Source organism: Salmonella sp. A1325 (assembly GCF_056991255.1).
In genome coordinates, this window is the sequence record NZ_JAMLWO010000001.1 from 340489 (window position 1) to 357668 (window position 17180).

At 50.3% G+C, this 17180-nt stretch carries 21 protein-coding genes and 1 pseudogene; 15 read left to right on the plus strand and 7 right to left on the minus strand.

Translation table 11 applies throughout. The features are described 5' to 3' along the window. Nucleotides 1-715 precede the first annotated feature (715 nt). A complete protein-coding gene (locus NAZ64_RS01685; protein WP_220569206.1) occupies nt 716-1258 on the plus strand; it encodes a YybH family protein in 543 nt (180 codons plus the stop codon). Nucleotides 1259-1313: 55 nt separating this feature from the next. Here the strand turns inward: NAZ64_RS01685 and NAZ64_RS01690 are convergent, their stop codons facing one another. The 4 genes from NAZ64_RS01690 to sad all read right to left on the minus strand — a co-directional run bounded on the left by NAZ64_RS01690 (nt 1314) and on the right by sad (nt 5231). Then, nucleotides 1314-2228, minus strand: a complete 915-nt coding sequence (locus NAZ64_RS01690) for a bestrophin family protein (protein WP_001675544.1) — start codon at nt 2226-2228, stop codon at nt 1314-1316. A 256-nt stretch (nt 2229-2484) separates the two neighbouring features. Then, entirely contained in the window at nt 2485-2844 is a 360-nt protein-coding gene (locus NAZ64_RS01695) for a DUF4186 domain-containing protein (RefSeq protein WP_220569207.1), read from the minus strand. Next, nucleotides 2844-3770 (minus strand): glutaminase B, encoded by a 927-nt coding sequence (gene glsB / locus NAZ64_RS01700; RefSeq protein ID WP_220569208.1) that lies wholly within the window; start codon nt 3768-3770, stop codon nt 2844-2846. The genes NAZ64_RS01695 and glsB overlap by 1 nt, the downstream gene beginning before the upstream one ends. Before the next feature lie 72 nt (nt 3771-3842). Beyond that, on the minus strand, nt 3843-5231 hold the full coding sequence (sad, locus tag NAZ64_RS01705; RefSeq protein WP_000178411.1) for a succinate-semialdehyde dehydrogenase: 1389 nt from the start codon (nt 5229-5231) through the stop codon (nt 3843-3845). A gap of 102 nt (nt 5232-5333) precedes the next feature. Here sad and ptrR point away from each other — a divergent pair, with 102 nt between their 5' ends. Beyond that, entirely contained in the window at nt 5334-6206 is an 873-nt protein-coding gene (ptrR, locus tag NAZ64_RS01710) for a putrescine utilization regulator PtrR (RefSeq protein WP_000366541.1), read from the plus strand. Nucleotides 6207-6321: 115 nt separating this feature from the next. Then, nucleotides 6322-7512, plus strand: a complete 1191-nt coding sequence (locus NAZ64_RS01715) for a sugar transporter (protein WP_000154613.1) — start codon at nt 6322-6324, stop codon at nt 7510-7512. A 46-nt stretch (nt 7513-7558) separates the two neighbouring features. Here NAZ64_RS01715 and NAZ64_RS01720 read toward each other — a convergent pair whose 3' ends face one another. After that, nucleotides 7559-8224 carry a MarC family NAAT transporter gene (locus NAZ64_RS01720; protein ID WP_000968969.1) on the minus strand — a complete coding sequence of 222 codons (666 nt, stop codon included), beginning with the start codon at nt 8222-8224 and terminating at the stop codon, nt 7559-7561. Nucleotides 8225-8482: 258 nt separating this feature from the next. Between NAZ64_RS01720 and marR the strand changes: the two genes are divergently transcribed. The 3 genes from marR to marB are packed head-to-tail and all read left to right on the plus strand — an operon-like array spanning nt 8483 to nt 9564. Continuing rightward, the gene (gene marR, locus NAZ64_RS01725; protein ID WP_000843434.1) at nt 8483-8917 is read left to right on the plus strand and encodes a multiple antibiotic resistance transcriptional regulator MarR; all 435 of its coding nucleotides are present in this window, start codon (nt 8483-8485) and stop codon (nt 8915-8917) included. 19 nt (nt 8918-8936) lie between these two features. Then, nucleotides 8937-9320, plus strand: a complete 384-nt coding sequence (gene marA, locus NAZ64_RS01730) for an MDR efflux pump AcrAB transcriptional activator MarA (RefSeq protein WP_000091194.1) — start codon at nt 8937-8939, stop codon at nt 9318-9320. Nucleotides 9321-9348: 28 nt separating this feature from the next. Further along, complete coding sequence (gene marB / locus NAZ64_RS01735; RefSeq protein WP_000783049.1) at nt 9349-9564, plus strand: multiple antibiotic resistance protein MarB; 216 nt, start codon at nt 9349-9351, stop codon at nt 9562-9564. A gap of 118 nt (nt 9565-9682) precedes the next feature. Here marB and NAZ64_RS01740 read toward each other — a convergent pair. Then, a pseudogene (locus tag NAZ64_RS01740) lies at nt 9683-10375 on the minus strand (EamA family transporter); the annotation flags it as partial. Nucleotides 10376-10649: 274 nt separating this feature from the next. Next, complete coding sequence (locus NAZ64_RS01745) at nt 10650-11249, minus strand: helix-turn-helix domain-containing protein (RefSeq protein ID WP_080073623.1); 600 nt, start codon at nt 11247-11249, stop codon at nt 10650-10652. Between the two features lie 142 nt (nt 11250-11391). Here NAZ64_RS01745 and NAZ64_RS01750 point away from each other — a divergent pair, with 142 nt between their 5' ends. The 9 genes from NAZ64_RS01750 (at nt 11392) to NAZ64_RS01790 (ending at nt 17179) form a co-directional block, all read left to right on the plus strand. Further along, nucleotides 11392-11625, plus strand: a complete 234-nt coding sequence (locus NAZ64_RS01750; protein WP_094300180.1) for a helix-turn-helix domain-containing protein — start codon at nt 11392-11394, stop codon at nt 11623-11625. A gap of 2 nt (nt 11626-11627) precedes the next feature. Continuing rightward, complete coding sequence (locus NAZ64_RS01755) at nt 11628-13709, plus strand: Mu transposase C-terminal domain-containing protein (protein WP_080073624.1); 2082 nt, start codon at nt 11628-11630, stop codon at nt 13707-13709. A gap of 70 nt (nt 13710-13779) precedes the next feature. Next, complete coding sequence (locus NAZ64_RS01760) at nt 13780-14703, plus strand: AAA family ATPase (protein WP_080073625.1); 924 nt, start codon at nt 13780-13782, stop codon at nt 14701-14703. A 2-nt stretch (nt 14704-14705) separates the two neighbouring features. Then, nucleotides 14706-14930 carry a hypothetical protein gene (locus NAZ64_RS01765; RefSeq protein ID WP_080073626.1) on the plus strand — a complete coding sequence of 75 codons (225 nt, stop codon included), beginning with the start codon at nt 14706-14708 and terminating at the stop codon, nt 14928-14930. A 3-nt stretch (nt 14931-14933) separates the two neighbouring features. After that, nucleotides 14934-15356, plus strand: a complete 423-nt coding sequence (locus tag NAZ64_RS01770) for a hypothetical protein (protein WP_139771645.1) — start codon at nt 14934-14936, stop codon at nt 15354-15356. Next, nucleotides 15353-15577, plus strand: coding sequence for a hypothetical protein (locus NAZ64_RS01775; RefSeq protein ID WP_080073628.1), 225 nt, complete (start codon nt 15353-15355; stop codon nt 15575-15577). Before NAZ64_RS01770 ends, NAZ64_RS01775 begins: the two co-directional genes overlap by 4 nt. 23 nt (nt 15578-15600) lie before the next feature. Then, nucleotides 15601-15894 (plus strand): hypothetical protein, encoded by a 294-nt coding sequence (locus NAZ64_RS01780; protein WP_080073629.1) that lies wholly within the window; start codon nt 15601-15603, stop codon nt 15892-15894. Between the two features lie 8 nt (nt 15895-15902). Further along, nucleotides 15903-16541, plus strand: coding sequence for a DUF3164 family protein (locus NAZ64_RS01785; RefSeq protein WP_080073630.1), 639 nt, complete (start codon nt 15903-15905; stop codon nt 16539-16541). Nucleotides 16542-16627: 86 nt separating this feature from the next. Continuing rightward, entirely contained in the window at nt 16628-17179 is a 552-nt protein-coding gene (locus NAZ64_RS01790; protein ID WP_080073631.1) for a DUF5420 family protein, read from the plus strand. The last annotated feature ends 1 nt before the right edge of the window (nt 17180 follow it).

Sequence of the window (17180 nt, forward strand, 5' to 3'; positions counted from 1 at the left end):
TTATATGCCTTATTTGTCTTATTTTTGGACTTTCCGCAAAACCTGCTCGCGGAACTGTCCAGGACAATATCACTAACAATTACCGTGCGTTAAGTTTCAAAGTGTAATATTAGCTTGCTATGTATTAGTGATGTTAAAATGCAAGTTAAGCATGACTACATCAATGATATGCCCTGTTTTCTGCTGTAATAACAAGGGGGTTACCAGTAGAGAACAGGCTTACGGTCGGGGATGCCAGGGCGAGAATGGCACTGAACACTCGGCTGACATTCGTTAAGACGGAATCATAATCAAGTCAGTTGAGGCCACAGCCCTTCTTATTTTTGTGTATAATTTGTTACGTTTACATTTATTTTTAAATTAGCGTTATGAAAATATCAGTACTACTGAAATAGCACTTCTTCGCTTCGTGTATTTTTACTATGGTTAATTATCACATAGCGCAAACGGTCATTTGTGTATCACTATTCATAAGATTAACTATTTACCAGCGGTAATAAATACAAAAACAAATCAAGGGACAACAACAATACTGAAACTCTAAATGTTGATATTTTGAGTCATGCCGTTACAAACAAATACGATATTCTTAATTGCACTACTCCCTTTTCGGGGTAATTTTATAGAAGGATGTTTTTTATTGTTCGTGAGCCATGCTCCTTTAGTACAAAGGTTAACGTAACAGGAAAGATAAAGTGTCTCAAAAACAGACCATATGGGTATAACTATTATGCAAAAAACGTCACTATTGTTTTCGACCGCCGCGATAACGTTAACTCTGATGGCGTCATCGGCATCAGCGGCAACGCCAACCGCCGCACAAAATGAAGCTACGTCGACCGTTAAACAAGAAATTACAGAAGGTATTAACCGCTACCTTTATTCAATAGATAAGGCAGACCCAACGTTAGGCAAGCAGCTCTTTTATGTTTCACCGGAAACCAGTTTTATTCATCCACGCGGTCACGAACGCGGATGGTCGCAGATCGCTGAAAATTTTTATGGCGCCACTATGGGTAAAACCTTCAGCAAACGCACATTAAAACTGGACGCTCCCCCTGCTATTCATGTGTATGGCAATGCCGCCGTTGCAGAGTTCGACTGGCATTTTACCGCGGTACGCCGTGATAATGGGCAGACTCAACACACGACAGGCCGCGAAAGCCAGGTGTGGGCGAAGATACCAAACACAGGATGGCGAATCGTTCATGTCCACTACTCCGGTCCAGCAAAAACCGGCGTTGGAGAAGGCTATTAAGCTTTGCTCTTCAGGTTATGGCGCAGATGAACATTCTGCGCCTGTTAAGACAAACTCAGGTCAGTTGATAGCGCTTATCCGGTATCCGTTTTTCCGGAATATCCCTTTCATCATTCATTTGCAGTAAATCGATTTCTATCGCATTGCATATCGCATCCAGCGGTAAATCATTATTTTCAGTACCGAACGGATCTTCCAACTCTTCCGCTAACGCATCCAACGCGATAAACGTATAAGAAATAAGCACCGAAATAAACGGCGTCATATAGTGCAGATCAACCACCAGTGCAAATGGCAACATAATGCAGAAAAGATAAACCGTACGATGCAAAATTAACGTATAGGCAAAAGGCACCGGTGTGTTGGCGATGCGTTCACAGCCGGCCAACACTGACGACATATCATTTAAGCGGTTGTTGAGGCTATGAAATAAAATATCGGAAAGCTTTCCGCTGCGGCGGCGAATCGCCAGCCACTCTCCCATCAGCAATAAGATACGGTTAGCGGGGGAATGGGAAGCGACAACTTTCTGTAACGCCTCCTGGTCAAGATAGTTGCCCAAAACTTGCGTCTGAGGCTGTCGACGCAATGTCATACGCAAACAGTGGGCAAAAGCGATTTGTAACCGAACAAAATCCTCGATACCGCGTTCATCAGGCAAGGTTGTTTTCACCTCTCGCAGTATTGAGCGTGAAGCGATCATCAACTGCCCCCACAAATGTCGCGCTTCGACGTAACGCGCATAACAGGCATTATTGCGAAACCCAAGAAAAATGGCGATAGCGACGCCCAGTATGCTAAACGGCGCAAGGGTAAACTTAATACCCAGCATTGTGTACCAGGGCAGCATGATAATAACGGCGATAGAAAGAAGAAAGTTAAGGAGCAGTCGTGAAAAGATTTTAGATAACACGGAACCATGCCAGACAAATATCAGGCGAATCCAGTGCTGTTGTGGTCTAACGATCATGATTATCTTCAGCAGGTAAAAAAGCACTGTCATTAAACGTGATCCAGATCAAGGTTGCAAGCTTCTGGTGATACACGGATCCCCTGCCCTGTAGAACATTTTTTTGCACAGTGCTGACAGGCGTTGAAAAAAAACAACTATATGTATGTTGTAACTAAAAAGACACTTCAGCACATGAGATATATGACGGTCAACGGCTGCTATCAGTGGTATGAGGGTAATTTATCAGGGAAAGCGTCAGCAACGACGCGCTGCCCTACCGCTGATTCATTTGTATGACCAGCCAGTAATGGATAACGCTGACAATATACTGTTGCTGCGCTTCGCTCAGCGGTTCTCCCTGAGGTATCTGGTGCCACTTCGCCAGGCACCCACGACAGCAGGTTGCCGTCGCATGTTGCGCGATAAATACCGGATGGCCCCGCATCGGCGTTTGCTTACCATCATTCGCCGGGTGCGCTGGCGCCAGTCGCTGGGCGATAAAATCGGCGGCGTGTTTATCAATTACCTCCGCGCCTTTATCCCAGCAATATTGTCTTTCTTTTATCCCGAGACGAAAACGCGAACGAAATGTCGATCGCGCCAGGCGGACAAAGAGCGGTTCAAGCGCATTCATCAGTATACCGAACGTCCTAACGTTTGTGTTAATTGCTCAAGCGCGGCGATACCTGCCAGAGAGTTTCCCGCAGGATCCAGCTCCGGACTCCAGACGGCAATCGCCATTTCATGCGGCACAATGGCGACAATACCGCCGCCCACGCCGGATTTAGCGGGCAATCCCACCCGCCAGGCAAACTCTCCGGCATTCTGATACATCCCGCTGGTCGCCATTAGCGCATTAATCTGCCGGGCCTGCATGGGGGTAACTACCGGCTCGTCGAGATGAAACGCCTCGCCCTGATTCGCCAGAAAGACAAACGTCCTCGCCAGTTCCATGCAGCTCATTTTCAACGCACAGTAGTGGAAGTAATTTTGCAACACGGTAGGCACATCATGATGAAAATTACCGAATGATTTCATCAGCCAGGCAATAGCGGCGTTACGGGCAGAATGCTCAAATTCAGAGCGCGCGACCGTAGCGTCATACGTAATATCCGATACGCCGCAAAGCGCGCGCACAACTTCCAGCATTCGCTGACGCGGCGCGCTAAGCCGCCCTTGCAACATGTCGCATACCACCAGCGCGCCCGCATTAATAAATGGATTACGCGGGATGCCTTGTTCCATCTCTAACTGAACCAACGAATTGAACGGCGAGCCGGAAGGATCTTTTCCGACGCGCTGCCAGATCTCCTCTTCCGGATAATGACGCATCGCCACCACCAGACTAAGCACTTTCGAAATAGACTGAATAGAGAAGCGTTCGTGCGCATCGCCCGCCTGATAATGCTGCCCGTCCACGGTACAAATCGCTATCCCCAGCTTTGAACCCTCGACGGACGCTAATGCCGGAATATAGTCAGCGACTTTGCCCTGGCCAATGAGGGGGCGAACGCGCTGTAAAATCGTCTCTAAAATTGCATTATCCATGGCCCTGACCACAACATGCTCCTTGCTCGCAGGTCTGAAAAGGCCTGCGAGTATAGCAGAGGGCGCCATGCGACGTCAGGGCGATTAGACGCGGTTCTTCCAGACGGTCTGCACATTACAAAATTCGTGTAAACCAAAGTGCGAAAGTTCGCGACCAAAGCCGCTTTTCTTCACCCCGCCGAATGCCACACGCGCATCGCTGGCGCTGTACCCATTAATGAATACCCCGCCGCACTCAAGACGCGCCGCCATCTCCGCGGCCAGCGTATCGTCGGCGGTAAAGATCGTCGCCGACAGGCCAAACTCACTGTCATTCGCCAGCGCGAGGGCGTGCGCCGCATCTTTTGCAACGGTAATGGCGGCAACAGGCCCAAAAAGTTCCTGACGAAATGCCGTCATGTCAGGTGTGACATCCGCCAGAACGGTCGCGGCATAATAGTTGCCCTCCCCAGCGATTTTCTCGCCGCCCAACAGTAACCGTGCGCCTTCGGCGACGGAAGCCTGCACCTGTTGATGGAGTTCATCACGCAAATCAAAGCGCGCCATCGGCCCTAGGTCATTCTCTTCAACCAGAGGATCCCCCATCTTTAATGCTGCGGCAGCCGCCACAAAGCGATCGGTAAACGCCTGCGCAATGCCCTCTTCGACAATAAAACGTTTGGCGGCGGCGCAGACTTGTCCGGTGTTTTGATAGCGTCCGGCAACCGCGGCTTTTACCGCCAGTTCGAGATCGGCATCATTGAGTACAATAAACGGATCCGAGCCACCCAGTTCCAGTACGCACTTTTTCAGCGCCGCCCCAGCCTGAGCGCCAATCGCCGCGCCGGCGCGCACGCTACCGGTCACCGTCACCGCCGCGATTCGCGGATCGTTAATCATCTGACTCACGCCCTCATTATTGGCGTTCACCCATCCATAGACGCCAGCGGGAGTACCGGCTTCCGTCAAGATTCGGGCTATCATCTGCGCGCAACCCGTGACATTGGGCGCATGTTTTAACAAGTAGCTATTCCCCGCCAACAGTATCGGCACTGCCCCGCGTAACACCTGCCATAAAGGAAAATTCCACGGCATTATCGCCAGAATGACGCCCAGCGGACGGTATTCAATCACCGCCTGCTGATTTTCTACCAGCGTAGGCTCAGGATTCAGCATTGCCGGGCCATGTTCCGCATACCAGTCGCATAACGCGGCGGATTTCGTCACTTCCGCACGCGCCTGCTTTATGGGTTTACCCATTTCACGCGTAATACATTGCGCCATCTCTTCTGCATGAGCGCGAAGCGCCTGACCAATATCACGTAATGTTTGCGCCCGTTGCGCTACCGATGTCATTTTCCACTTTTTGAAACCGCTCGCCGCCAGACTCAGCGCATGTTCAATCTCTTGCGCGTTAGCCCAGGGCATTGCCGCCAGCGTCTGGCCGGTCGCAGGATTCACGGATAACGCCTGTGTTGCAGTCATCATGGTCATGTTCTTTCTCTCGTTATCAGGGGAGTTGTACCATCATGACGCCCTTTACCCTTTCTGAAAAATGAATAATATTAACCAGACTATTCACGAATTGAGAAAACCATGGACCTGACGCAACTGGAAATGTTTAACGCTGTCGCTCTCACGGGCAGCATCACGCAGGCGGCGGCAAAAGTACACCGCGTTCCGTCCAACCTGACCACGCGTATCCGTCAGCTTGAAGCCGACCTGGGCGTCTCTCTGTTTATTCGCGAAAACCAGCGGCTCAGGCTGTCACCAGCCGGGCATAACTTTTTACGTTACAGCCAGCAGATCCTGGCGCTGGTCGATGAAGCCCGCATGGTGGTTGCCGGAGAGGAACCGCAAGGACTGTTTTCACTCGGCGCGTTAGAAAGTACTGCCGCCGTACGTATCCCCGCGCTGCTGGCGGGTTATAACCAGCGTTACCCTAAAATTCAGTTCGCGTTAACGACCGGTCCTTCCGGCGCCATGCTGGATGGCGTGCTCGAAGGAAAGCTGAACGCCGCCTTTATTGATGGCCCGCTAATGCATCCGGGGCTGGAAGGTATACCGGCTTACCAGGAAGAGATGATGATCGTCGCGCCACACGGCCATTCCGTCGTTTCGCGGGCCAGCGAGGTAAATGGTTATAACATCTATGCTTTTCGCGCCAACTGTTCTTACCGACGGCATTTCGAAAGCTGGTTTCATGCCGATGGCGCGACCCCCGGTACGATTCACGAAATGGAGTCATATCATGGAATGTTGGCGTGCGTAATTGCCGGCGCAGGTATTGCGCTGATGCCAGCAAGTATGCTCAACAGTATGCCAGGACATCATCAGGTGGAAGCCTGGCCGTTGGCGGAGAAGTGGCGCTGGCTTAGCACATGGCTAATGTGGCGGCGCGGGGCGATGACGCGCCAGCTTGAGGCCTTTATCGAGTTACTTAACGCCCAACTGGCGAGCGTCGACTGAAGACGAAACGGCCTGCGAAGTAAATGAGAAGCAGGTCACAAAATGATTGTCTTTTCGCCAGTAAACGTTTTAAGATCGCGGCCTCACCTTCTCGCAACTAACCCGAAATATTTTTATGACAATCAATCCAGTTTCCCGCAAGGTCGCGTGGCTACGGGTAGTTACGCTTGCTATTGCCGCTTTTATTTTCAATACCACAGAATTTGTGCCGGTTGGTTTGCTGTCAGACATTGCTGAAAGCTTTCATATGCAAACCGCGCAGGTCGGCATCATGCTAACCATTTACGCCTGGGTAGTTGCCGTCATGTCGCTGCCCTTTATGCTTCTTACCAGCCAAATGGAGCGCCGTAAACTACTCATTTGTCTGTTTGTTTTGTTTATTGCCAGCCATGTGCTCTCCTTTCTGGCATGGAACTTTACCGTGCTGGTCATTAGCCGTATTGGCATCGCTTTCGCCCACGCTATTTTCTGGTCGATAACCGCCTCGCTGGCGATCCGCCTGGCCCCTGCCGGGAAACGCGCGCAGGCATTAAGTCTGATAGCGACCGGCACCGCGTTGGCCATGGTGCTTGGGCTGCCGATAGGTCGCGTTGTTGGTCAGTATTTTGGCTGGCGCACCACCTTTTTTGCCATCGGCATGGGCGCATTAATTACGCTGCTATGTCTGATTAAGCTTCTACCGAAATTGCCGAGCGAACATTCCGGCTCACTAAAAAGTTTACCTTTGCTATTCCGGCGCCCGGCGCTGATGAGCCTCTATGTACTGACCGTCGTTGTGGTGACTGCGCATTACACCGCTTATAGCTATATTGAACCGTTCGTTCAGAATGTCGCCGGGCTCAGTGCGAATTTTGCTACCGTCCTGTTACTGATCCTGGGCGGCGCCGGGATCATCGGCAGCCTCGTGTTTGGTAAACTGGGTAATCGCCATGCCTCGTCGCTCGTCAGTATCGCTATTGCCCTGCTGGTTATCTGTCTGCTTCTGCTGCTGCCTGCGGCGAATAGCGAAGCGCATCTGGCCATACTGAGCATTTTCTGGGGCATCGCGATTATGGTGATAGGGCTCGGTATGCAGGTGAAAGTACTGGCGCTGGCCCCGGACGCGACCGATGTCGCAATGGCGCTATTTTCAGGCATCTTTAATATTGGTATTGGCGCTGGCGCGCTGGTAGGCAATCAGGTGAGTTTGCACTGGTCAATGTCGGCCATCGGCTATATTGGCGCTATACCCGCCTGTGCCGCGCTGGTATGGGCTGTGCTCATATTCCGCAAATGGCCAGTGACGCTGGAAGAACAACCGCATTAAGACATTCGTCTGCCGGGAACAGGTTTCCGGCAGACGAAAATGCGCCTTAGTGGTACGTTTTAATAATTTCCAACACGCCGTTGATAATAAATTGCACGCCCATACACACCAGCAGGAATCCCATTAAGCGGGAGATCGCTTCAATCCCCCCTTTACCCACCAGCCGCATAATAGCGCCAGAACTGCGTAAGCATCCCCACAGGATCACCGCCACGGCAAGAAAAATAATCGGCGGCGCGACCGTAATGACCCAGTCGGGAAACTCGCCGCCATGACGCACCGTGGAAGCGGAACTGATGATCATTGCGATGGTCCCCGGTCCTGCGGTGCTTGGCATAGCCAGTGGAACAAACGCAATATTGGCCGTCGGTTCGTCTGCCAGCTCCTCCGATTTGCTTTTCGCTTCCGGCGACTCATGCGCCTTCTGCTGCGGGAAAAGCATTCTGAAGCCGATAAACGCCACGATTAACCCCCCGGCGATCCGTAGCCCTGGAATCGAAATACCGAAGGTGTTCATAACTAACTGCCCGGCGTAGTACGCCACCATCATAATAGCGAAGACATAAACCGAAGCCATATAGGACTGCCGGTTGCGTTCCGCACTATTCATATTGCCCGCAAGGCCAAGAAACAGCGCCACGGTGGTTAGCGGATTGGCTAACGGGAGCAGTACGACCAGCCCCAATCCAATCGCTTTAAACAAATCCATCATAATACTATCTCTTACCCATCAGCGTTTCATGAACCGGAAGTATAAAGTGAAATTGCCCAGGCGCGCCATTTCGCCAGTGTGCAAATTAATATCCTCTACAACATATAACCTTTAATTATCAATTAGTTACAAGTTATCACAGCACAATACCCCGGACGCCTTTTAGCAAATCGTGGCATCGGCCAATTCATTTAGTTGACTTATACTTGCCTGGGCAATAGTATCTGACGAAATTAATTACTTGCCGGGGCAACCATTTTGAAAAGCACCAGTGATCTGTTCAATGAAATCATTCCGCTGGGTCGCTTGATCTACATGGTAAATCAAAAAAAAGATCGCCTGTTAAATAACTATTTATCCCCGCTGGATATCACCGCAACACAGTTTAAAGTGCTGTGCTCGATACGCTGCGCGGGATGTATTACCCCGGTTGAACTTAAAAAAGTGCTGTCTGTCGATCTCGGCGCATTGACGCGGATGCTCGACCGCCTGCTGTGCAAAGGCTGGATCGAAAGACTGCCGAATCCTAATGACAAACGCGGCGTACTGGTGAAGCTAACGCCGGACGGCGCGGCAATTTGTGAGCAATGTCATCAACGACCAGGGCAAGACCTGCATCAGGAATTAACAAAAAACTTAACGGCGGACGAAGTGGCAACGCTTGAGTATTTGCTCAAGAAAATTCTGCCGTAGACAAAAAAGAGGTATGACGATGTCCAGACGCAACACTGACGCTATTACTATTCATAGCATTTTGGACTGGATCGAGGATAACCTGGAGTCGCCGCTCTCACTGGAAAAAGTGTCTGAGCGTTCAGGATATTCCAAATGGCACCTGCAACGGATGTTTAAAAAAGAGACCGGTCATTCATTAGGTCAATACATCCGCAGCCGTAAAATGACGGAAATCGCGCAAAAATTAAAAGAGAGCAACGAGCCCATTCTCTATCTGGCGGAACGCTATGGCTTTGAGTCACAGCAAACATTGACCCGGACGTTCAAAAACTATTTTGATGTGCCGCCACACAAATACCGGATCACCAATATGCATGGCGAATCACGGTATATGCTGCCGCTGAACCATGGCAACTACTAGTTTGTTTATGCGCCACGCGAAGAGCACCATGAAAATGCTGTTTCCCGCCCTGCCGGGTCTGTTACTTATCGCCTCCGGATATGGCATTGCAGAACAAACTTTGTTACCTGTGGCGCAAAATAGCCGCGATGTGATGCTGCTGCCCTGTGTAGGCGATCCGCCAAATGACCTTCACCCCGTGAGCGTGAACAGCGATAAGTCAGATGAATTAGGCGTGCCCTATTATAACGACCAACACCTTTAACCTCTTTGCCCCGTTTTGCGGGGCATTTTTTTAGTACCATCTGGCGATGACAAGTCCGCCGCTATTACCTCGCGGCATGGTCTGAAATTAGCGCTTGTCTTCTTAGTAACATAATGCCTCATCCCCTGACGCGCGCAGTACGGCGCACACGAAATCCAAACACATTGATATAGAGTCCAGCCATAATCAGTACTGCGCCCGCAAGCTGCATCCCGGTCAACGTTTCCCCGAGTAACACCGCGGCGCTCGCCAGCCCGACTACCGGCACCAGCAATGATAACGGCGCCACGCGCCAGGTCTCATAGCGCCCCAGTAACGCGCCCCAGATGCCGTAGCCAAGTATAGTGGCAACAAAAGCCAGATAAAGCAGCGACAATATCGTCGTCATATCGATGGTAATAAGGCTTTGCGTAATGTGATCCGCCCCCTCCAGTAGCAGCGATGACAGCAGGAACGGCAGGATCGGGATCAGCGCGCTCCAGACCACCAGCGACATCACCGCCGGGCGCGGACTATGTTGCATAATTTTTTTATTAAAGATATTGCCGCAGGCCCAGCTAAATGCCGCCGCCAGAGTCAGCATAAATCCCGACATCGCTATATGCTGTCCGTTGAGACTGGCTTCAATCAATACCAGTACACCTATAATCGCCAGGGCGATTCCCGCCAACTGCTTACGTTGTAACCGCTCGCTAAAAACAAACGCCCCCAAAGCCATGGTAAAAAAGGCCTGCGCCTGTAATACCAACGACGCCAGTCCTGCGGGCATACCAAACTTTATCGCGCAAAAGAGAAAGGCGAACTGTAAGAAGAGGTGATTTATTCAAGATAACCGTGATTAGGTGTGATCTGGTAGAATTGGTTGTGATCCAAAGAGATAGGAGAAACGTCTATTCAAGATAAGTTGAGCACAAAACAGTCAATCAACACGAGATCGACGAAACATTCAAGATAACCCAACCAGCCTTAAAACCCTTTCAAAAGACCTTCAAAACTGGCTACTCAACATTGTAACGCTCTTTGCGTGTTAATTAAACAAAAGATAAACAACAATAAGTTTGCGTATAATTAACAGGCTAGTCATCTTACGCGCTGGCCTGCTTGTCGGTTAAATTGAAGTGATCACCTGTAGTTTCGTATTCTTCGTAAATCTCTCTAACCTTTTCTTCTGGTATGTTTTTTAACTCCAAAGCAAGCAGGCGGCGAACACCATCAAGCTCATGCAGCTCCTGGATGTGCTTATCAAGCAAGATAGCAAGAAAGTCACCGCCACGGCGCGACAATAACTTACTGATGCTCTCTCGTTCGTTAGGTTCTAAGCCTTGCCAAATAGCTAGAATTATTTGTACATCTTTATCTCTTGCAGCGTCATATTGTTGCGACTGCTGTTGTAGAGGTTGGGTTTGAGTTTGCTGGCTCTCCGTTCCTAAAACTAGCCAGTCTATAGTTACACCTTCAACCGCTGCGATCTGGCTAGCTACTTGTAGTGATGGAATGGCATCCTTTTCAAAATAATTATTTAAGGTTGAGAAAGGTAGTCCCCACAACTTAGCTACAGCGCTCTTACTCCTCCCCCTCATAAGAAGCTTAATACGCTCTCTAACGCTTTCTTTTTGTATACCTGGAAAAGAAAAATCATTTTCTTTCGTCATCCCTTTTTCCTTTCCTGTAACTATTTGATTCATAATTAAATCTCTTAAAGTAGTTAAAAATATCTAAAGAAAGTGATTTTTATCTTTACTTTTTCTTTGTGGTGATCAATTATCTATCTGTAGAGATAACACGACGGGATAATCCGAACGGTTAACTTTTTAGGATAGAGGAATCATGATCAGAAATGAAGTAATCAGAAAAGATTGGCATCCTGGTCAGATTGTCGGAGAGATTCGGGCGCAGGGACTTACATTGCGCAAGTTGTCTCTCCGCGCAGGTCTTGCCCAGGATACCCTCAAAAATGCGCTCTATCGCCACGTGCCTAAATACGAATGCATCATTGCTGATGCGATAGGTAGAAAACCTGAGGAGATTTGGCCAAGCCGGTACACCCGTAAGGTGGCGTGATTATGTTTGTGTCAGTTAATGAGCTTATCGGGTTACCAGGCGTGCCGGGAACGGCGCAGGGTGTCAGGTATGCAGTAAAAAAATGGGCTTCTACTGACCATCATAAGCGCCAGCGTCCAGGTACAAAGGCCATCGAGTACAGCATTGATTGTCTACCGGAGGTGACGCAGAAGGCGATACGTGAGCGATATATGGCTCAGTTGATGGAGGCCAAAACACCACAGGAACCCGCAAAGCCTGTCGTCAGACGGCAGCGCGTTCCTGATGCGATATCACCGCTTGAGGCCTATCGGGGCTCGCCTCAGTTGATGGAAGAGCGCCTGAACGCGCTGACGGAGAATCAACGGCAGGTAGCTGATGCCAGGGCGGCACTGGTGCGGGAGGTTTTTTTGCTGGAGGACCAGGGGAATATCGGGCGACTTAAAGCGATCAATTATGTGGTTTCAAAAGCTCGATCGGGAGAGTTACCGCCACTCTTGCAGGCGGCCGCGGTGACGGCCAACGCCAAACGCGGCAGCGGCAGAACAATCAGCCGCGATCCACTGTATCAGTGGGTGTTGAAGTACAGCCAGGCGCAGAACGCCGCCGAGCGTCTGCTTTTGCTGGCTCCCGGTAAGCGGGAAGAGATGAAGGTGGAGGAAATTAGCTGGCTTGCTGACTTCCTGGCGCAATACCGGCAGTCAAACGGTCGCCCCATGACCGAGGCATACGATGATTTTGTGGCGGAGTGGAACCGCCGGCACGCGGAGGAACCCTATATGTTGCAGATAGTTCCCTCATACGACGCGATCCGCCGTGTGATGAAGAAATTGCCAGAGGTGACGAAGCAGAAAGGCCGCGTGACGGGCAGTGAATATCGCCAGCTTGAGGGCTTTACCCGTCGTGACTGGTTACAGATGCCTGTTAACTATGTCTGGATTGGTGACGGCCACGGTATGAAGCTGAAATGCGCGCATCCGATACACGGGCGCCCGTTCTCGCCGGAAGTGACCTTTGTGATTGATGGTGCCACCCGCTTTGTCGTCGGCTGGAGCATGGATCTTGCGGAGAACGTCTTCGCGGTGGCCGGTGCCATTCAGCATGGCATACGTAACCACGGTAAGCCGTTTATTTATTACTCGGATAATGGTTCCGGTGAAACCGCTGATGTGCTGGATAAGGAAGTGGTCGGGATACTCCCGCGTCTTGGGGTTAATCACCCAACCGGCATTGCCGGTAATCCACAGGGCCGGGGTATTATTGAGCGTCTTAACCGGACTTTACCCATGCGCATTGCGCGTAAGTACCGCACGTACTTCGGGAAAGGTGCAGATCGTGAAACGCTGCGTAAATTAAACCGCGATTTACGATCGGCTTTTAATACCCTTCAACAGGGTAAAAACCTCAATGCAAAACAGCGGGCGGCCATGCGTGATTTGCCGTCCTGGTCCGAGTTGTGTGAGGCGGTTCGCGAGGGTGTGGAGTGGTACAACAACCGCCCGCACAGCGAGTTACCGATGAAGGCCAACGGAAAACATTTCAGCCCGGCAGAATATCGTAAAAAGCGCCTGGCGGAAGAAGATACGGAAATTGAATGGCTGTCAGATGTGGAACTGCGCGACATGTTCCGTCCGATGGTGGAAAAACCGGTTCGCCGCTGTGAGATCCACTGGCTGAATAACATCTATTACGCGCCGGAGCTGCGGGACGAACACGGCCGCAAGGTGCTTATCAGCTACGACATACACGACGCCAGCAAAATTACCGTGCGTCGCCTGGATGGCTCCTTTATTTGCGAGGCCATCTGGAACGGCAACAAACGCGCCGCCTTCCCGGTTACGGCGGAGTACCACAAACACCAGCAGCGCATCAAAGGGATGCGTAAACGCGCCGAAGAGAAGCTGCGCGACGCTGAGGATGAAAATATCAACGTACTGGAGCACAAACAGCCGGAGCCGTGGGTCGGCAACATCTGGCAGCCAGTCGGCAATACAGTGACCGTTCAGCAGGTGGAGACGGAAGCCGAAGAGGAATATGCAGGAGCAAAAGAGGATTACCGCCGTGGGCTGGCGCTGATTGCAGCGCAAATGGAAGATGACGAATAACAGGCAAAAAATAACCTGAGCCGGAGCCCAGGTTATCAGATACCAAAAAAACGCGATTTCCGAGGTAAATATGACCGATATTAATGAAGTAATCAACACGATTAATGACCTGATTGCGCGTGATGTATTTACGCAGGTCACAATTGCAAAAGAAATGGGCGTTGCAGATGCCACGTTATCAGCCTTTCGTAACGGTAAATACACCGGGGATAATGAGCGTCTCGCGGCTAAGGTGCAGGACTGGTACGACAATTACCAGCAGCAGGTCACGCTACCGGAAGCCCCACAGTTTGTAGTAACGGAGACCGTTCAGGAGTTGCAGGCGCTGTTTCTGTCGGCCCGACTGATGCGCTGTATTAACACTGTGGTAGGTGAGCCTGGCGTGGGTAAGACGGCAGCGGCGCGGGATTACTGTTCAAAGGCTAATACCTGGCTGATAACGCTTTCGCCCGCACACTCCAGCGTCACCGAGTGCCTGCAGGAGCTGGCGGTGGCGATTGGTCTGGGTGAAATTAAGGGTGGTAAAGGCCCGCTGTCCCGCGCTATCCGTAAGGCGCTGACGGGCAAAAAAGGCCTGGTGATTGTGGATGAAGCAGATCACCTCGGTATTGACGGGTTTGAACAGTTACGCGCCATTCAGGACGCCACTGGTGTTGGTATGGTGTTGATTGGCAACCCGGAGGGGATGTCGGATATCACCGGTCGTCGTAATGACAACCTGACACGCCTCGTCAGCCGCATGGCGCGTACCTGCAAGCTTGATAAAGTGTCTGATTCGGATGTCGAGGCAATCGCTGATGCCTGGGGTATTAAAGGCAAAGACGAACTGGCTGAAATGAAGTCTATCGCGAAGAAGCCGGGCGCGTTACGCATACTGACCAATGTACTTAATCAGGCGTGGATTATGGCCGCCGGTGAGCGCTCTCCCCTGCGTAAAAAGCACATAAAAGCGGCTTATAAAAAGAATTACGGCGAAACGTTAAATGGAGTGTAATTATGAATGCGATTTATATTCCTGAGATTTACGGAAGAGATTATCTCATTAATTTCGACACTGTTAAGTTTATTCAGGTATCAGATAATGAAGAACATGGCGATTTAATTATTACTTTTACCGATAAAACCCAGCGGACAATTCCTGTCAGTACGCATCGTTCAGGGGTTGTTGATTTTCTGGATAAGCTTGGTCTGGCTGCGGACTCAGCGGATGCTTACCGATAAGTTGTGGAGATAATCATCATGAAGAGAGCAGTAAAACGCGAAATTAACGCGCTGAAACGTATCCGTATGAATGCTATTGATTCTTTCATGCGTAAAGATTTGATCCCGTTTGTTTATGCTGCACCCCTCACTGATGATGGAAAACGGGTGGTTTATATCGACGGGCTGGAATGGTATGCCGCTAAAAGTGACCAGCCAGACCTGATGTATGAAAACTGCCTGTTTCCTGATATCTGGGAAATGCTGATGCTCAGGGCAACCTTTCATCCGGGTTGCTACCGTGCAACCTGGAAGATGGTATACAGGGAAATACGCTGCGTGTTGGGTGACAGGACGCAGGAGGGATACAGCGGTATCAGGAAGCTGGTTCTTAAAAATGCCTGCGACCTGGTGGAATCCGAATTACTCGCGGAGGCTACAGTATGACAAACCTGTTTGATTTACTGAATGCGGCCTGTCGCCTTACCGAGCTTTCCGGTGCCGTTCTGCAGAAGAGTAAACGCTATCCGCAGCGTTACGCGCTGCGTACCACTCCGCCGCAGTGTCAAATGCCGGGTGAGGTTGAAATTACTGTCTGTAATAAAGGTGTACGTCGCTGTGTTCGTGCGGCTCGCGTGGGTGGCTGCACGGTGTACTGGGAAGATTAATTATCACTACTGAGGAAACTGAAATGGGCAATAAGGTGCAGGTTGTTTTTACCGTCGAACGTGAGGAAGGAGAAAAGCACTTCAAAATGGGGACGGAGTTTATTTCTACTACAGTTCTGGTTCAGGTTGACTCTTCCGGACTTGAAAAAGGCAATCAGTCACCTGAGCAGTTATTCGGCAAGATTTTAATGAAGGAAGCCCCTGCGATTTCCGGGGTGATACAGGAGATGGTTTACGATGCTATGCGCAAAAGAGGTTCAATTATTATTGATCGTGGAGTAACCGAGTTAGACGTAAATAAAAAACAAACGCACTGAGGTGAATTATGCAGGCTCAAAGAGACAATTCAGTTACGGTTCAAAAAATCCCTGACGGATATCGCTGTAATGCGATGGGGCATCTGGTGCCGGTGGATAAAATCAAGCCTATCGACCTTTTGCGTGATGAGCTGGTTAATGAGCTTTACGAAGAGGCGCGCGAGCTGCGTCGTAAAATGGCCGAGTTTAAGTTACGCGCCATGCAGCGTATCGGTGATTTTGTTGACCTGTCGGCATCTGAGTACGGCGTGACGTATGGCGGCACTAAGGGTAATGTCACGCTCCCCAGCTTCGACGGCTCCCGCCGTGTGGTGCGGGCAACGGGTGAGCACCGTGTGTTTGATGAACGCATTCAGGCTGCTAAAGAGATGATTGACGCCTGTATTGCCGAATGGTCAGACGGGGCTAACAAAAACCTGATTGCCATTGTTAACCGCTCCTTCCGTGTGAATAAGCAGGGAATGATTGATGTTAACGAGGTTTTGGGGTTACGCGATCTGGATATTGACGATGAAGAGTGGCTGGAGGCGATGCGGGCTGTTGTGGACTCCATCAAGGTTAACGGCAGCAGCACCTATCTGCGCTTTTATCAGCGTGAAAACGGTAAGGAATATAAACAGCTTTCGCTGGATATCGCCAAACTGTAATTAATTAAATCCGAATCACTTTTAAATTATGGCGTTCGCGTCAGGGGACTGCTTACGCCTGAATTCTGAATATAAGGAATGAAATAATGAAATTCGCTTATTTTAAACTTGATGCTGTTGTTACCGATAAATACCTTTCTGCGTATAGCGCGGACGTTAAACCTGCACGCGAGCGTATTCTTTGCCAGTTGCAGACCTTGCTCGGCGCGGTGGGTTTTAAAGTGGTGGATAAAGGGTGTCACGAGGTCATTGAAGCTGTTTACTTTAACCAGTTGCCGCATGACGGTTGGTCGGCAGAGGTAACGACTTTACTGGTCGATGGTAAGCCGTTGTTCAGCGCCACGCCGGACGGTAGCTGTGTCGGTGGCAGTATGGTTGCCGAAGACCTTAAACAGGCCTGTGAAAAACTGAAAGACTACCCGCCCTTTGATCACTGGCTGTGTGAGCGGTTGGGGGTTGTTGATCTGCTGTTATCCTTGTTCGGGGATTTCTCGTTCTGGCGACCCCGCAACTCCCGTCACAGTGACGTTATTCTGTTCCGTGTGCCGTTAAATGAACGAGGTGAAATTCGCGGAAAAGTGCCTGATGAATGTATCCGTATTAAACATTCCGAATATGTAGCGCTGCTGGAGGAATAAT

Excerpts from the sequence above, each read along its gene's own strand:
- sad (WP_000178411.1), bottom strand. The coding sequence starts at position 5,231 with ATGACCATGATGACTGCAACACAGGCGTTATCCGTGAATCCTGCGACC.
- NAZ64_RS01780 (WP_080073629.1), top strand. The coding sequence starts at position 15,601 with ATGGGCAATAAGGTGCAGGTTGTTTTTACCGTCGAACGTGAGGAAGGA.
- NAZ64_RS01720 (WP_000968969.1), bottom strand. The coding sequence starts at position 8,224 with ATGATGGATTTGTTTAAAGCGATTGGATTGGGGCTGGTCGTACTGCTC.
- NAZ64_RS01790 (WP_080073631.1), top strand. The coding sequence starts at position 16,628 with ATGAAATTCGCTTATTTTAAACTTGATGCTGTTGTTACCGATAAATAC.
- NAZ64_RS01760 (WP_080073625.1), top strand. The coding sequence starts at position 13,780 with ATGACCGATATTAATGAAGTAATCAACACGATTAATGACCTGATTGCG.
- NAZ64_RS01695 (WP_220569207.1), bottom strand. The coding sequence starts at position 2,844 with ATGAATGCGCTTGAACCGCTCTTTGTCCGCCTGGCGCGATCGACATTT.
- NAZ64_RS01775 (WP_080073628.1), top strand. The coding sequence starts at position 15,353 with ATGACAAACCTGTTTGATTTACTGAATGCGGCCTGTCGCCTTACCGAG.
- marB (WP_000783049.1), top strand. The coding sequence starts at position 9,349 with ATGAAAATGCTGTTTCCCGCCCTGCCGGGTCTGTTACTTATCGCCTCC.
- NAZ64_RS01690 (WP_001675544.1), bottom strand. The coding sequence starts at position 2,228 with ATGATCGTTAGACCACAACAGCACTGGATTCGCCTGATATTTGTCTGG.
- NAZ64_RS01750 (WP_094300180.1), top strand. The coding sequence starts at position 11,392 with ATGATCAGAAATGAAGTAATCAGAAAAGATTGGCATCCTGGTCAGATT.
- NAZ64_RS01785 (WP_080073630.1), top strand. The coding sequence starts at position 15,903 with ATGCAGGCTCAAAGAGACAATTCAGTTACGGTTCAAAAAATCCCTGAC.
- marA (WP_000091194.1), top strand. The coding sequence starts at position 8,937 with ATGTCCAGACGCAACACTGACGCTATTACTATTCATAGCATTTTGGAC.
- ptrR (WP_000366541.1), top strand. The coding sequence starts at position 5,334 with ATGGACCTGACGCAACTGGAAATGTTTAACGCTGTCGCTCTCACGGGC.
- NAZ64_RS01765 (WP_080073626.1), top strand. The coding sequence starts at position 14,706 with ATGAATGCGATTTATATTCCTGAGATTTACGGAAGAGATTATCTCATT.
- NAZ64_RS01745 (WP_080073623.1), bottom strand. The coding sequence starts at position 11,249 with ATGAATCAAATAGTTACAGGAAAGGAAAAAGGGATGACGAAAGAAAAT.
- NAZ64_RS01685 (WP_220569206.1), top strand. The coding sequence starts at position 716 with ATGGGTATAACTATTATGCAAAAAACGTCACTATTGTTTTCGACCGCC.
- NAZ64_RS01755 (WP_080073624.1), top strand. The coding sequence starts at position 11,628 with ATGTTTGTGTCAGTTAATGAGCTTATCGGGTTACCAGGCGTGCCGGGA.
- NAZ64_RS01715 (WP_000154613.1), top strand. The coding sequence starts at position 6,322 with ATGACAATCAATCCAGTTTCCCGCAAGGTCGCGTGGCTACGGGTAGTT.